The sequence below is a fragment of the Pantoea sp. X-Soil-OKNW-556 genome (assembly GCF_059730695.1).
The window spans coordinates 3,448,172-3,462,115 of record NZ_AP035990.1 but is presented as its reverse complement, the minus strand read 5'-3'; the positions used below and the strand labels follow the sequence as shown (position 1 = coordinate 3,462,115).

8 protein-coding genes and 2 rRNA genes are annotated in these 13,944 nt (G+C 54.3%); 4 read left to right on the top strand and 6 right to left on the bottom strand.

Going from position 1 to position 13,944, the window contains the following annotated elements:
• The first annotated feature begins 131 nt into the window (after positions 1–131).
• The 3 genes from AC6I8T_RS16170 (at position 132) to AC6I8T_RS16160 (ending at position 4,865) form a co-directional block, all read left to right on the top strand.
• Positions 132–3,033 (top strand): 23S ribosomal RNA (locus tag AC6I8T_RS16170).
• Positions 3,034–3,138: 105 nt separating this feature from the next.
• Positions 3,139–3,254: ribosomal RNA gene (rrf, locus tag AC6I8T_RS16165) — 5S ribosomal RNA — on the top strand.
• Between the two features lie 306 nt (positions 3,255–3,560).
• On the top strand, positions 3,561–4,865 hold the full coding sequence (locus AC6I8T_RS16160) for an MFS family transporter (protein WP_208723751.1): 1,305 nt from the start codon (positions 3,561–3,563) through the stop codon (positions 4,863–4,865).
• Positions 4,866–4,908: 43 nt separating this feature from the next.
• Here AC6I8T_RS16160 and pssA read toward each other — a convergent pair whose 3' ends face one another.
• The 5 genes from pssA to trxC form a co-directional block, all read right to left on the bottom strand.
• The gene (gene pssA / locus AC6I8T_RS16155; RefSeq protein ID WP_497834308.1) at positions 4,909–6,264 is read right to left on the bottom strand and encodes a CDP-diacylglycerol--serine O-phosphatidyltransferase; all 1,356 of its coding nucleotides are present in this window, start codon (positions 6,262–6,264) and stop codon (positions 4,909–4,911) included.
• A 117-nt stretch (positions 6,265–6,381) separates the two neighbouring features.
• A complete protein-coding gene (locus AC6I8T_RS16150; protein ID WP_208725555.1) occupies positions 6,382–9,039 on the bottom strand; it encodes a bifunctional acetate--CoA ligase family protein/GNAT family N-acetyltransferase in 2,658 nt (885 codons plus the stop codon).
• 43 nt (positions 9,040–9,082) lie between these two features.
• Entirely contained in the window at positions 9,083–9,853 is a 771-nt protein-coding gene (locus AC6I8T_RS16145) for a YaeF family permuted papain-like enzyme (RefSeq protein WP_497834140.1), read from the bottom strand.
• Between the two features lie 81 nt (positions 9,854–9,934).
• Complete coding sequence (locus tag AC6I8T_RS16140) at positions 9,935–10,630, bottom strand: tRNA-uridine aminocarboxypropyltransferase (RefSeq protein ID WP_208723753.1); 696 nt, start codon at positions 10,628–10,630, stop codon at positions 9,935–9,937.
• A gap of 88 nt (positions 10,631–10,718) precedes the next feature.
• A complete protein-coding gene (gene trxC / locus AC6I8T_RS16135; protein WP_497834139.1) occupies positions 10,719–11,138 on the bottom strand; it encodes a thioredoxin TrxC in 420 nt (139 codons plus the stop codon).
• Positions 11,139–11,293: 155 nt separating this feature from the next.
• On the opposite strand from trxC, the gene AC6I8T_RS16130 reads away from it, so the two are divergent.
• Complete coding sequence (locus AC6I8T_RS16130) at positions 11,294–12,373, top strand: tRNA/rRNA methyltransferase (protein ID WP_208723754.1); 1,080 nt, start codon at positions 11,294–11,296, stop codon at positions 12,371–12,373.
• Between the two features lie 32 nt (positions 12,374–12,405).
• On the opposite strand, the gene emrB is transcribed toward AC6I8T_RS16130, so the two are convergent.
• Positions 12,406–13,941 (bottom strand): multidrug efflux MFS transporter permease subunit EmrB, encoded by a 1,536-nt coding sequence (emrB, locus tag AC6I8T_RS16125; protein WP_021184442.1) that lies wholly within the window; start codon positions 13,939–13,941, stop codon positions 12,406–12,408.
• Positions 13,942–13,944 lie beyond the last annotated feature (3 nt).

Genomic DNA, 13,944 nt, shown 5'->3' with positions numbered 1-13,944 from the left:
ACAATCCGGAACAAGCTGAAAATTTGAAACGACACGTTGTTTCATTTCTCCGTAATAAGAAATGAAAGCGATGTGTTCGAGTCTCTCAAATGCTTGCAGTCTGCATGCGTGAAAACGTCTGTGGGTTGTGAGGTTAAGCGACTAAGCGTACACGGTGGATGCCCTGGCAGTCAGAGGCGATGAAGGACGTGCTAATCTGCGAAAAGCGTCGGTAAGGTGATATGAACCGCAACAGCCGACGATGTCCGAATGGGGAAACCCAGTGCATTTATGCACTATCGTTAACTGAATACATAGGTTAACGAGGCGAACCGGGGGAACTGAAACATCTAAGTACCCCGAGGAAAAGAAATCAACCGAGATTCCCCCAGTAGCGGCGAGCGAACGGGGAACAGCCCAGGACCTGAATCAGTTTGTGTGTTAATGGAAGCGTCTGGAAAGTCGCGCGATACAGGGTGACAGCCCCGTACATGAAAATGCACAGATTGTGAGTCCGATGAGTAGGGCGGGACACGTGGTATCCTGTCTGAATATGGGGGGACCATCCTCCAAGGCTAAATACTCCTGACTGACCGATAGTGAACCAGTACCGTGAGGGAAAGGCGAAAAGAACCCCGGCGAGGGGAGTGAAACAGAACCTGAAACCGTGTACGTACAAGCAGTGGGAGCACCTTCGGGTGTGACTGCGTACCTTTTGTATAATGGGTCAGCGACTTATATTCTGTAGCAAGGTTAACCGTATAGGGGAGCCGCAGGGAAACCGAGTCTTAATTGGGCGTTAAGTTGCAGGGTATAGACCCGAAACCCGGTGATCTAGCCATGGGCAGGTTGAAGGTTGGGTAACACTAACTGGAGGACCGAACCGACTAATGTTGAAAAATTAGCGGATGACTTGTGGCTGGGGGTGAAAGGCCAATCAAACCGGGAGATAGCTGGTTCTCCCCGAAAGCTATTTAGGTAGCGCCTCGTGAACTCATCTCCGGGGGTAGAGCACTGTTTCGGCTAGGGGGCCATCCCGGCTTACCAACCCGATGCAAACTACGAATACCGGAGAATGTTATCACGGGAGACACACGGCGGGTGCTAACGTCCGTCGTGAAGAGGGAAACAACCCAGACCGCCAGCTAAGGTCCCAAAGTCATGGTTAAGTGGGAAACGATGTGGGAAGGCCCAGACAGCCAGGATGTTGGCTTAGAAGCAGCCATCATTTAAAGAAAGCGTAATAGCTCACTGGTCGAGTCGGCCTGCGCGGAAGATGTAACGGGGCTAAACCATGCACCGAAGCTGCGGCAGCGACACTATGTGTTGTTGGGTAGGGGAGCGTTCTGTAAGCCGCTGAAGGTGGACTGTGAGGTCTGCTGGAGGTATCAGAAGTGCGAATGCTGACATAAGTAACGATAAAGCGGGTGAAAAGCCCGCTCGCCGGAAGACCAAGGGTTCCTGTCCAACGTTAATCGGGGCAGGGTGAGTCGACCCCTAAGGCGAGGCTGAAAAGCGTAGTCGATGGGAAACAGGTTAATATTCCTGTACTTGGTGTTACTGCGAAGGGGGGACGGAGAAGGCTAGGTTATCCGGGCGACGGTTGTCCCGGTTTAAGCGTGTAGGCTTGCATTCCAGGCAAATCCGGAATGCTTTAAGGCTGAGGCGTGATGACGAGTCACTACGGTGATGAAGTAACTGATGCCCTGCTTCCAGGAAAAGCCTCTAAGCTCCAGGTAACACGAAATCGTACCCCAAACCGACACAGGTGGTCAGGTAGAGAATACCAAGGCGCTTGAGAGAACTCGGGTGAAGGAACTAGGCAAAATGGTGCCGTAACTTCGGGAGAAGGCACGCTGGCATTAGGTGAAGGGACTTGCTCCCGGAGCTGAAGCCAGTCGAAGATACCAGCTGGCTGCAACTGTTTATTAAAAACACAGCACTGTGCAAACACGAAAGTGGACGTATACGGTGTGACGCCTGCCCGGTGCCGGAAGGTTAATTGATGGGGTTATCCGTAAGGAGAAGCTCTTGATCGAAGCCCCGGTAAACGGCGGCCGTAACTATAACGGTCCTAAGGTAGCGAAATTCCTTGTCGGGTAAGTTCCGACCTGCACGAATGGCGTAATGATGGCCAGGCTGTCTCCACCCGAGACTCAGTGAAATTGAAATCGCTGTGAAGATGCAGTGTACCCGCGGCAAGACGGAAAGACCCCGTGAACCTTTACTATAGCTTGACACTGAACATTGAGCCTTGATGTGTAGGATAGGTGGGAGGCTTTGAAGTGTGGACGCCAGTCTGCATGGAGCCAACCTTGAAATACCACCCTTTAATGTTTGATGTTCTAACGTAGGCCCGTAATCCGGGCTGCGGACAGTGTCTGGTGGGTAGTTTGACTGGGGCGGTCTCCTCCCAAAGTGTAACGGAGGAGCACGAAGGTTGGCTAATCCTGGTCGGACATCAGGAGGTTAGTGCAATGGCATAAGCCAGCTTGACTGCGAGAGTGACGGCTCGAGCAGGTGCGAAAGCAGGTCATAGTGATCCGGTGGTTCTGAATGGAAGGGCCATCGCTCAACGGATAAAAGGTACTCCGGGGATAACAGGCTGATACCGCCCAAGAGTTCATATCGACGGCGGTGTTTGGCACCTCGATGTCGGCTCATCACATCCTGGGGCTGAAGTAGGTCCCAAGGGTACGGCTGTTCGCCGTTTAAAGTGGTACGCGAGCTGGGTTTAGAACGTCGTGAGACAGTTCGGTCCCTATCTGCCGTGGGCGCTGGAGAATTGAGGGGGGTTGCTCCTAGTACGAGAGGACCGGAGTGAACGCACCACTGGTGTTCGGGTTGTCATGCCAATGGCATTGCCCGGTAGCTAAGTGCGGAAAAGATAAGTGCTGAAAGCATCTAAGCACGAAACTTGCCCCGAGATGAGTTCTCCCTGACTCCTTGAGAGTCCTGAAGGGACGTTGAAGACGACGACGTTGATAGGCCGGATGTGTAAGTGCAGCGATGCATTGAGCTAACCGGTACTAATGACCCGTGAGGCTTAACCTTACAACGCCAGAGGCGTTTTGAGTTGAGAGACGCGAGAATTTTCAGCATTGTTCGAACGGATTGATTCGTATGGCCTGCGAGGGCGGTACGGATAAACAGAATTTGCCTGGCGGCTGTAGCGCGGTGGTCCCACCTGACCCCATGCCGAACTCAGAAGTGAAACGCCGTAGCGCCGATGGTAGTGTGGGGTCTCCCCATGCGAGAGTAGGGAACTGCCAGGCATCAATTAAGTGAAGAAGCCCTGAACGAAAGTTCAGGGCTTTTTTACGTCTGGAAACCAGTCAATATCCCCGTAGCGGCGCGATTTATCGCGCATTTTTCAGCGTCCGGAACACTAAAACCCGCGCGATAAATCGCGCCGCAACGGGTAATGATGCGATAAATCGCACCCGGTAAAACGTGGGGCGAGCAGGCTGCGACAAATTCGTAGATTTTGCCATCAGGCGTGAATCCAGTTCACGTAACAGGCCAACAAATGCTTTACTGAATTCTTTAGCGTTTATTATTCGCAAGGAAAAGAGGTAAAGATGACAGACTCTCTACAACAAAAAGTGGTACATCACGACACGACGGCCATCAGCAAACAACGCATCTGGGCGATTGTTGGGGCTTCATCCGGTAATCTGGTTGAATGGTTCGACTTCTACGTATACTCCTTCTTCTCACTCTATTTTGCCCATATCTTTTTCCCATCGGGCGACACCACCACCCAACTTCTGCAAACCGCAGGCGTCTTTGCTGCCGGCTTTTTGATGCGTCCTATCGGAGGCTGGCTATTTGGTTATATTGCCGACCGTCACGGACGCAAAAACTCCATGCTGATCTCGGTCTGCATGATGTGCTTCGGTTCGCTGGTGATTGCCTGCCTGCCCGGTTACGCTGAAATCGGCATTGCAGCGCCAGTTATCCTGCTGCTGGCCCGGATGTTTCAAGGACTTTCCGTGGGCGGCGAATATGGCACCAGCGCGACCTACATGAGTGAAGTAGCCCTGGAGGGACGTAAAGGATTCTACGCATCATTCCAGTACGTGACCTTGATTGGTGGTCAATTGTTGGCCGTGCTCACGGTAGTGGTGTTGCAGCTGCTACTCAGTGATGAGCAGTTGCACAGTTGGGCCTGGCGTATTCCTTTCTTCCTCGGCGCCATTCTGGCGGTGGTTGCGCTGTGGTTACGCCGCTCCCTCAACGAAACTTCAGAGAAAAAACACCGTGAGCATCGTGATGCCGGCAGTATCCTGGGCCTGCTACGCAACCATTCGCGTGCATTTCTGATGGTGCTGGGATTTACCGCTGGCGGTTCACTCAGCTTCTATACCTTCACCACTTACATGCAAAAGTATCTGGTGAATACCGCAGGAATGGATGCGCGTGCGGCGAGTGGGTTGATGACTGGCGCTCTGCTGGTCTTTATGTTGATTCAACCCATTATTGGGGCGCTCTCGGATAAAATTGGGCGTCGATCCTCCATGATGATTTTCGGTGCAGGAGCTGCCATTTGTACCGTACCTATCCTGACGTTGCTGCAAAATGTGCAGAGCGGCTGGCTGGCGTTTGTTCTGGTGATGCTGGCATTGATAATCACCAGCTTCTACACCGCCATCAGCGGCATTCTGAAGGCTGAAATGTTTCCACCTGAAGTGCGGGCGCTTGGTGTTGGGTTATCTTATGCGGTGGCGAATGCTATCTTTGGTGGTTCAGCGGAGTACGTCGCGCTATTGCTGAAAAAAGAAGGAATTGAAACCAGTTTCTTCTGGTATGTTTCGGCGATGGGGGCATTAGCTTTTCTGGTTTCGCTGATGCTGCATCGTAAAGGCAAGGGCATCGCGTTGTAACAGAAGGCCAGCCGCTCCTGACGGGCGGCTGGCGAAGCCGCCATCACAACAAGCGGCTGATTAAACGATCGATACGGATACGGCGCAGACGGCGAATCAACTTGCGTACTTTTGCCGGATAATCGGCGATGCTTTCCAGCTCACGGAAATGCTGCACCACCGTGGTATGAGTCCGAATCAGCGCCAATTCTTTCTCTCGCTGTTCAGCCAGTTGGTTTAGCGGATCATGGATAAGTACCGCGTTTTCCAGATCAAGTCGCCAGGCGCGCGGGTTAAGGTTATTCCCGGTGATCATCATCCACTCATCGTCAACCCATATGCCTTTCAGGTGATAGCTATTTTCGCCATCTTTCCACAAACGCACAGTCAGTTGTCCGTTGTTGACGTAGTACTGCAAGCGGCTCAGGAAACGACGTAAGTTAATCTCGTAGAGATAAGGCAGCGCACCAATGATCTTAAAGGGTTGCTCCGGTGGGATATAGAAATCGTTAGCGGTTTTGTCCCCAACAATGATCTCCACTTGCTTCCCCTGACGCAGCAAATGGATCAGATTACGTACCAGAATGGCAGGCAGGTTGAAATATGGGGTGCACAGGGTGAGTTTACGCTCAGCGCAGGGCATCAAATGGAAGATGGTTTTATTCAGCAGGCTGCGTTTACCCAGGCCAACCAACGGTGTCACCGTCAGACTTTCATTGCCCGAGTTTCCGGAAAACTGATAATTAAAGCCACGCAGATCCTGGCGGAACTGTCGGGTTTCGTTTTTGATTTCCGGGCTGGATGGGCGTTCGGTCTGGTCAAGACGATGCACCGCATCAGATTGCTTCAGGTTAGCGCAAATCCATTGATACATGGTGTCTGCCAACTGCGGGTTACGAATCAGCTGGTAGCGGTCATAACGGTAGCGATCATGCTGGTGCAAATAAACATCGTTGAGGCTGGCACCGCTATACAACAAGGTATCGTCAATGATAAAGCCTTTCAGATGCAGCACACCTAACGCTTCACGCGTATTGACCGGAATACCATAAACCGGAATCGCGATATCCGGATGTTGTGCGGCCATTTCACAATACCAGTCGGCATTGGTGAGACCACGCGCTGCGCCAATGCGGCCACGCTGGGCACGATGCCAGTCCACCAAAATACTGATATCCAGCTCTGGACGAGCCTGACGAGCAGCATACAACGCCTGCATAACTCCACGCCCGCCATCATCATTTTCCAGATACAGCGCAGCGATACAGATACGTTTTTCCGCAGTGGCAATTTTCGTCAGCAGGGTTTCACGGAACTCAACAGGCGAGTAGAGCGTGGTCACGTCCGAAACGGATTGTGACAGTTTAGGCAGCTGTGCGAGGTGTTGTTGGTGTTTATTACGTTTGAATTTAGACAACATCACGGTGCACTTCTTCTCTGTTCATCGCATGGCCTTTTGCCATCAAATCATGATCCTAACGCTAAATGATAACATCAACCGAGCCTACAGGGAGGATTTTTACCTTTCTCTACAAGGTTAGTTGATGGCATCGTTAAGCGGCAAATTAAGGCTGACAATTCCGTCATCCAGTTGAATACTCACGCGAAAGTTAAGTTTTCGCGCCAGGGTAATCATGCCGGTATTGTGTGGCATGGTGATACCGTTCAATTGTTGCAGACCGTGATCGCGGGTATAGCGGATCATCTTCTCCAGCAGACGTCTGCCCATGCCCAATCCTTTCAAATCCGATCGTACCAGCACGGAAAACTCAGCATCAATATTGTCGGCGTCTGAAATTGCACGCGTCACCCCGATAATTTCATCATGACCCGCGTGCTGACGGACGGCGACAATCGCCATCTCGCGGTCATAATCGATTTGCGTCATATTCGCCAGATCCTCGTGGGTGAACTCATTGATCTCACTGAAATAGCGATAATAAAGATCTTCTTTCGTCACCAGCGCAATAAAGTCCCGCAGTAGCGGCTCATCTTCTGGCAGGATCGGGCGGAACAGGCAATGCTGACCATCTTTCAGTTCAACCTGCTCCTCAAGGTGGTGAGGATAGGGGCGAATCGCCAGCCGCGCTTCGTTATCGCCCTGGAACGGGGCGAGCTGTAGCGTGACATCCAGCAGGGTAAATTCGTCACCGGCGGCCAGCAGCGGATGAATATCCAGCCGCTGGATCTCCGGGCAATCAACCACCAGGTTAGAAACCTGAACCAGCAACTGACTGAGTGCAGGAATGTTCAGGGGTCGCAACGCACTGCGACTGCGAACTTTGCCGCTTTTCATCGCCTGGATCACCAGATAGCGCGCCAGCGTCATGTTCAGGGGGGGCAAAGCTACGGCAGCTTGTTTATCTGGCTGCCATTCCACGCCGCCTTCTCCCAACATAATAATCGGACCAAACAGCGGATCCTGTTCCACCACTATGCGCAGCTCCTGTGCACCCGCGCGGTTGGCCATGCTCTGCACCAGCAGGCCATCAATCCGTGCCTCGGGATGGGTTTGCCGAACACGGTCAAAAATCGCGTCGGCGGCCAGTTTGACTTCACTGGCGCTGCGCAGATAAAGCATCACCCCCTGCACCTCAGACTTGTGCGGGATATCCGGTGAGCGCAACTTCAACGCCACCGGATAGCCGATCTGACTAGCGATGCTGGCCGCCGCAGAGCTGTCAGCGGCAATCCAGGTCGATAGGGTTGCCAGGCCATAAGCCTGCAACACCGGCTGGACTTCATGCGTGTCCAGCGTGGTGATGCCCTGGTCCAGCGCCTGCTGAATAAGCTGATGCGCCTGCGCGCTGTTTTGCGTCAGGCCCAACGGTAGCGCAGGCGTTTCCCGTAGCTGCTTCTGATTACGGCGGTACTCCACCTGGTGCATAAAGGCTGTCACTGTCCCTTCCGGCGTACGCCAGGTTGGAATTCCTGCCTGGGTGAAGGCGCGACGAGCCGCCTGCGAGGAAAATTCACCGCACCAGTTGGTCAGCAATGTCACCTGCTTGCCGCGTGGATGGCGCGCTATCGCCGCAATGATCTGCTCGGCAGTTTCGCTGGCCGGTGACACGGCACTGGGGGCGTGAATGATCATCAAGGCATCCAGTTCATGACTATCCAGCAACTTCTCAATGCAGGCGACGTAGCGCTCGGGGGTGGCATCATCTTTCAGATCGAGCGGATTGCCACGCCCGACACCGGCCGGCAACTGTGCTGCCAGCGCCTGCAAGGTTTCCTCGCTTAGCGTCGCCAGTTTGCCATTGCGCGCGTATAACTCGTCCAGCGCCAGTGCCGCCGGGGCGGCGCCATTGCTGATAATCATTAAACGATCGCCACGTAATGGGCGCATATGGCTGAGCGACTCCACTGCGGAGAACAGTTCATGAGTATCCTGCACCCGCAGCAAACCGGCACGCTGGATGGCTGCATCCCAGGCAGCATCCAGCCCACTGCGGGTACCAATCATTGCCTGTGCCTGGTGGCTACGCCCGCTTTTGATCACCAGAATCGGTTTATTGCGCGAGGCGCTACGCGATGCTGAGACAAAGCGGCGCGCATCGCTAAGATGTTCCAGATAGAGCAGGATGGCGCTGGTTTTGCCATCACGAGCGAGGAAATCAAGCAGGTCATCGACATCGATATCGAGGCTGTCGCCCAGTGCGATAAACCAGGAGAAACCAAGATTACGCTGCTGCGCCCAGTCGAGAATGGTGTTGGATACCGCCGCCGATTGCGAAATAAACGCGATACGACCTTTGGCAATGGGTACCGGGGAGAAACTGGCGTTAAGTCCTTGCCAGGGGGCGAGCAGGCCAAGGCTGTTGGGGCCGAGCAGGCGGATTTGCCACTGACTGGCGCAGGCTTTCAATTCATCCAGTTGTTCTGGGGGAGCGGAAAGAATGATGCACGCTTTACAACCTTTCTCCCCCAGTTGTTGAAGCAACGCCAGATTACGTTTGGCATGAGTACAGATGATGGCAAGATCGGGGGCAAAAGGCAGGCTGGCGATATCGGGCCAGGCGAGCACGCCGCTCACCGCCTTGTACTTCGGCGTTACCGGCAATACCGGGCCACTAAAACCGCCCGCCAGCAGGTTACGCATCATAAAATAACCCGCGCGCCCCGGTTTTACCGACGCACCGATTACCGCAATGGATTTAGGTCGTAACAGCGCTTCCAGTCCGCGTTGGCTCATCATGCACTCCTGACATGGGGGATGGCGTGATTGTAAACGCTTTTTACTGCGCTTGCCGATCTGGCGATCGCAGGCTGAGGATCTCTTTCAAATTCCAGCGTTTGAGATGACCGATATATTCGATCGGCTGTTGTGCGTGCCAGGCGGATACATCCCCCTCACGCAGATGCAATAAATCCGCCGGGCTAACCCAGTTTGCCTGGCCCGCCAGCAACTCAATTCCGGCATAGCGGTAACCCGCCAGCACAAATTCCGAACAGAAAAAACGGTCAGATTCAGGATTTTCCTCGTCGGCCAGTTGTATGTTAGCCAGTATCGTCAGGCAGTTGCTGCGCACCTGTTCATTTATCAGCGGTAATTCACACACACGACGCGACACCATAAAGGGCATAAACATCACAATCCCTTTAAAGTTGTATTTTTTGCCCTGTTGCAGGTCGGAAAACTCGCGCAGCCGCAGCGTTTGTTCAACGGTGATGCCCGGTATGCGTAAAGCCAGCAGATTATTACTTTCGGCAATCGCGCGATCGAGGGGGATAATGTTGACCCCACTCCCCACCGCTTCAGCAACTCGCTGATCACCCAGATAAATAGCCGCGTGGCTGACGCCCGTCAGGGTAAACAGACGAATCCCCCAGGATTGCAGCGAGGTGGCTGATGAGAGCAGCAGATCGCCGGGTTGCAGTGCATCGGCAGCGATCAACGCAGAAGGATGGGTACTGACAGACTGAAATTTCAGGGGAAAGCCCTGTTGATGTTTTGGCGCGGTACTGCAACCGGCCAGCAGGAAAATAACCAACACGAAGAGTTTCATAGCGCATCATCCATGATTGAAAGCCAGCTCCGTGGCGATGCTCTACTATAGTTCAGTGCGCTGTGCAAAAAAAGAACAGTGTTAGTTATCCTCGTCACATAACGCGTGTGCCGGATGATGGGGTTTACCGGCCAGATACGCCTGACGGAAGCGCGTGAAATGCTGTTGTAACGCATCGGCAGCGGCGACGTCGCCAGCCTGCTCCAGCAATGCAGCGGCAACTTCTGCGGTGCAGTGCTGACCTTCGCCATGTGCTTCGCGCAGCGTGTAACGTGACGGGCTGGTCACATTCAAAGACATCACCGGGAATGCATCCAGCCAGGGGCTTTTGCGGAACATTTTGCGTGCCTCAGTCCAGGTGCCGTCGAGCATAATAAACAGCGGGGGCTTGCCGCTGCGTGGCGGCTCCGTCAGCACGGTGCGACCGGTATCGGCATAGGACGCGGGGAACACGACCAACGGTTGATAATCGCTCATCTGCACCGCTTGTAATAATGCGGCGTCGGGCTCGGTACGTGACCAGCCAAATGCCAGCGTATCCGGCAGGATATCGGCGATCAGACGTCCGGTATTACTGGGTTTCATCGGTTCGGTATCAAACATCACCAGACAAAAACGGCTGCGGGCGGTTTGCGGCTGTAATGTGGCGCATACGCAATGTTGATGCGGCAGGAGACAACCCTGACAGCGGATAACCCGATTGCCACGGGCCAGAAACGGACGGGTAGCGCGGGCAAGACGTTGCGTGCGCAAACGCAGGACGGCATTCTCAGACATAACACTCAGGCGGGCAGCAAAAACGTAATTGTAATGGAAATGCCGTGCAAAGGTAATATGGCCAGCACCCGGCTGGCCACGGAGGGGATCACAGCGACTCGTCGAGCCATTCGTTGAACGGTGCTTTTGGCATCGCGCCGTTCATCATGTCGACCAACTCGCCATTCTTAAACAACATGATGGTGGGAATGCTGCGAATACGGAAACGTGAACTCAGCGCTGGTTCGGCTTCTGTATTCACCTTCACAAAACGCACCTTGCCGCGCCGCTCATCGGCGACATCTTTAAATACCGGTGCGAAGTTGACGCAAGGCCCACACCACGGTGCCCAGAAATCGACCACCACGGGCAAATCGTCCTGCAAATATTTATCCAGCGTCGCGGCAGTCGCGCTCACCACTTCGCCGTTAAACAGCTCACCGCCGCAGCGGCCACATTTGGCTCCATCGGCAATGCGTGCTTCGGGCACGCGGTTGGTTGCCTGACAGGAGGCACATACCGTATTCATAGTTACCTCAAACCGGATCTGTATATTTATGATTGCCGAGCATTATGAAAGGGTTGAATGCTATGCTCAATCTGGATTGCTCGATAGGTTCAATAGTTGATAGCTAAGCGCCGACACATCAGGTAATCTTCGCGCTCTCAATGCTGGAGGAACAGATGAACGACGAAATTAAAGGCAAAAGCGGCAAGGTCAAAGTGATGTATGTACGTGGTGAGGATGAGGGCCAGAAAGGCTCGCGTGCGCCAAACCCCCGTACCGGCAAAGGCGGCCGTCCTGCTGCGCGCCAGGAAGAGAATCGTCGTTCTGGCCCCCGCACTGGACGTAATAATGAAGAAGGCGGTCGCGGTGCGGGTCGTCGCAGCGATCGCGGCGATGATAATCGCAAAGCACGTAGCTTCGAGGATTCACCGTGGCGCACCGTTTCACGCCCACCGGTAGCTGAAAACAACGCGCTGGAAGAGGGTAGCGTCAGCAAGCCTGCTATCGACCCGGAGCAGATTCGCCGCCAGCGTCAGGAAGAGACGCGTGTTTACGGGGAAAATGCCTGCCAGGCGTTGTTCCAGAGCCGTCCCGAGAGCATCGTCCGCGCCTGGTTTGTCCAGAGCGTGACGCCGCGTTTCCGTGAAACATTGCGCTGGCTCGCCGCCAACCGCAAAGCCTACCATGTGGTGGACGATGCCGAGCTGGCGAAAGCATCAGGAACTGAACATCACGGCGGCGTGTGTTTCATCATTAAAAAACGCATGGGGATGGCGGTATCTGAGTGGTTAAGCCTGGCCGAAGCCAAAGATTGTGTACTGGCACTGGAAGATGTCAGCAACCCGCATAACCTCGGCGGCATCATGCGTAGCTGCGCCCACTTTGGTGTGAAGGGGCTGCTGGTGAATGATGCATCACTGCTGGAATCGGGTGCCGCAGTGCGTACCGCAGAAGGTGGCGCGGAGCACGTCCAGGCAATCAGCGGTGAAAACTTCTCCGCCGGTCTGGAAGCCTTCCGCAAAGCAGGCTACACCATCGTCACGACCTCCAGCCATGAAGGTACACCGCTGGCAAAAGCTGAGCTGCCAGCCAAAATGGTGCTGGTGCTGGGCCAGGAGCGTGAAGGGCTGTCCGACAGCGCTTTCCAACAGGGTGACATGAGCCTGTCGATTGGCGGTACCGGCAACGTAGAAAGTCTCAACGTGTCGGTAGCAACTGGCATCCTGCTTGCCGAATGGTGGCGACAGAACGCATAAAAAAACGGGCCATTATGGCCCGTTTTTTTTGCTTAGTGTGCACCACCGCCGCCACCGCCCGCCCCAAAAGGTGGACGTGCGAACCAAATCAGCACCAACAGAATAAGAAACACCCCGGCCGAGGCCCAGAAAATCTCGTTGGCAGAGATAATCAGCCCCTGGTTGGTGATCTGCTGTGCGATATACGCTGATGCCTGCTGATGGGTCATGCCAAGACTTTCCAACTGATCGTACATCTGCTGCGAATTGGCGTTATACGGATTCACCGATTCCGACAAATAGCTGTGATGCATTGATTCGCGATCGGTCCACATGGTGGTAGTAATCGACGTCCCGATGGAGCCAGCCAGTGTACGCACAAAGTTCGACAGACTGGATGCCGCCGCCATGCGTTCTGGTGGCAAGCCCGACAGCGTAATGGTGGTCAGCGGCATAAAGAAGCATGCCACCGCGAAGCCCTGAATAAACTGCGGCCACGCCGACGCACCAAAATCCATCCCCGGCTCAAAGGTATACGCGCGCCAATAGAAGCACACCGCATACATAATAAAGCTGAAGGTCACCAGACGGCGCATATCCAGCTTATGAGCAAAGCGACCAATGATCGGCGACAGGATTACCGGAATAATCCCCACCGGCGCGGAAGCCAGCCCGGCCCAGGTTGCGGTATAGCCGTACACTTCCTGCAATAGCTGCGGCAGCAAAACAATCGAGCCGAAGTAGAGCATATAGGCAAGGCTTATCGACAAACACCCGATGGTGAAATTGCGCGATTTAAATAGCGATAGATCGACAATCGGATGGTCATCTGTCAGTTCCCATACCAGTAGCACCGCCAGGGCTACGACCGCGACAACGGTTAACGTGATGATTTCAGTGGAACTAAACCAATCCAGTTCTCGGCCACGGTCCAGCATGACCTGCAAGCAACCAATACCCACCACCAGTAGCACCAGACCGACCATGTCAATCGGGCGGCTGGCCGTTTGTGTTTCCCGACCGCGCAAGGTTTGCAGCGTCAGCATCACCACCACCACGCCAATCGGCACGTTGATGAAGAAGATCCAGCCCCAGTGATAGTTATCGCTAATCCAGCCACCGAGAATCGGTCCACAGATCGGTGCCACGATCACCGTCATTGCCCACAACGACAGCGCCACGCTGCGTTTTGCGGGGGGGTAGTTGTTCAGCAACAAACTCTGCGACAGCGGAATCAGGGGCCCTGCCACCACCCCCTGGATGACACGAAAGAAAATCAGCATCGACAGACTTTCGGAGACACCACAGGCAAAGGAGGCGAGGGCGAACAGGATTGTCGCCCAGGTAAACAGCTTCACTTCACCGACGCGTTTCGCCAGCCAACCGGTGATCGGAATCGAGATGGCGTTTGCCACCCCGAAAGAGGTGATCACCCAAGTGCCCTGGGAGTTAGAGGCACCCAGGTTCCCGGCGATGGTGGGAATCGCCACGTTGGCAATCGTCGAATCGAGTACCTGCATAAACGTCGCCAGCGACAGGGCGATGGTCATCAGGACTAACGGCGCGCCTTCAAGCGGTTTTTGTGCCATAAC

Bases quoted from the DNA above. Each gene is read 5' to 3' on its own strand.
- AC6I8T_RS16160 (WP_208723751.1), top strand. From the start codon at position 3,561: ATGACAGACTCTCTACAACAAAAAGTGGTACATCACGACACGACGGCC.
- pssA (WP_497834308.1), bottom strand. From the start codon at position 6,264: ATGTTGTCTAAATTCAAACGTAATAAACACCAACAACACCTCGCACAG.
- AC6I8T_RS16150 (WP_208725555.1), bottom strand. From the start codon at position 9,039: ATGAGCCAACGCGGACTGGAAGCGCTGTTACGACCTAAATCCATTGCG.
- AC6I8T_RS16145 (WP_497834140.1), bottom strand. From the start codon at position 9,853: ATGAAACTCTTCGTGTTGGTTATTTTCCTGCTGGCCGGTTGCAGTACC.
- AC6I8T_RS16140 (WP_208723753.1), bottom strand. From the start codon at position 10,630: ATGTCTGAGAATGCCGTCCTGCGTTTGCGCACGCAACGTCTTGCCCGC.
- trxC (WP_497834139.1), bottom strand. From the start codon at position 11,138: ATGAATACGGTATGTGCCTCCTGTCAGGCAACCAACCGCGTGCCCGAA.
- AC6I8T_RS16130 (WP_208723754.1), top strand. From the start codon at position 11,294: ATGAACGACGAAATTAAAGGCAAAAGCGGCAAGGTCAAAGTGATGTAT.
- emrB (WP_021184442.1), bottom strand. From the start codon at position 13,941: ATGGCACAAAAACCGCTTGAAGGCGCGCCGTTAGTCCTGATGACCATC.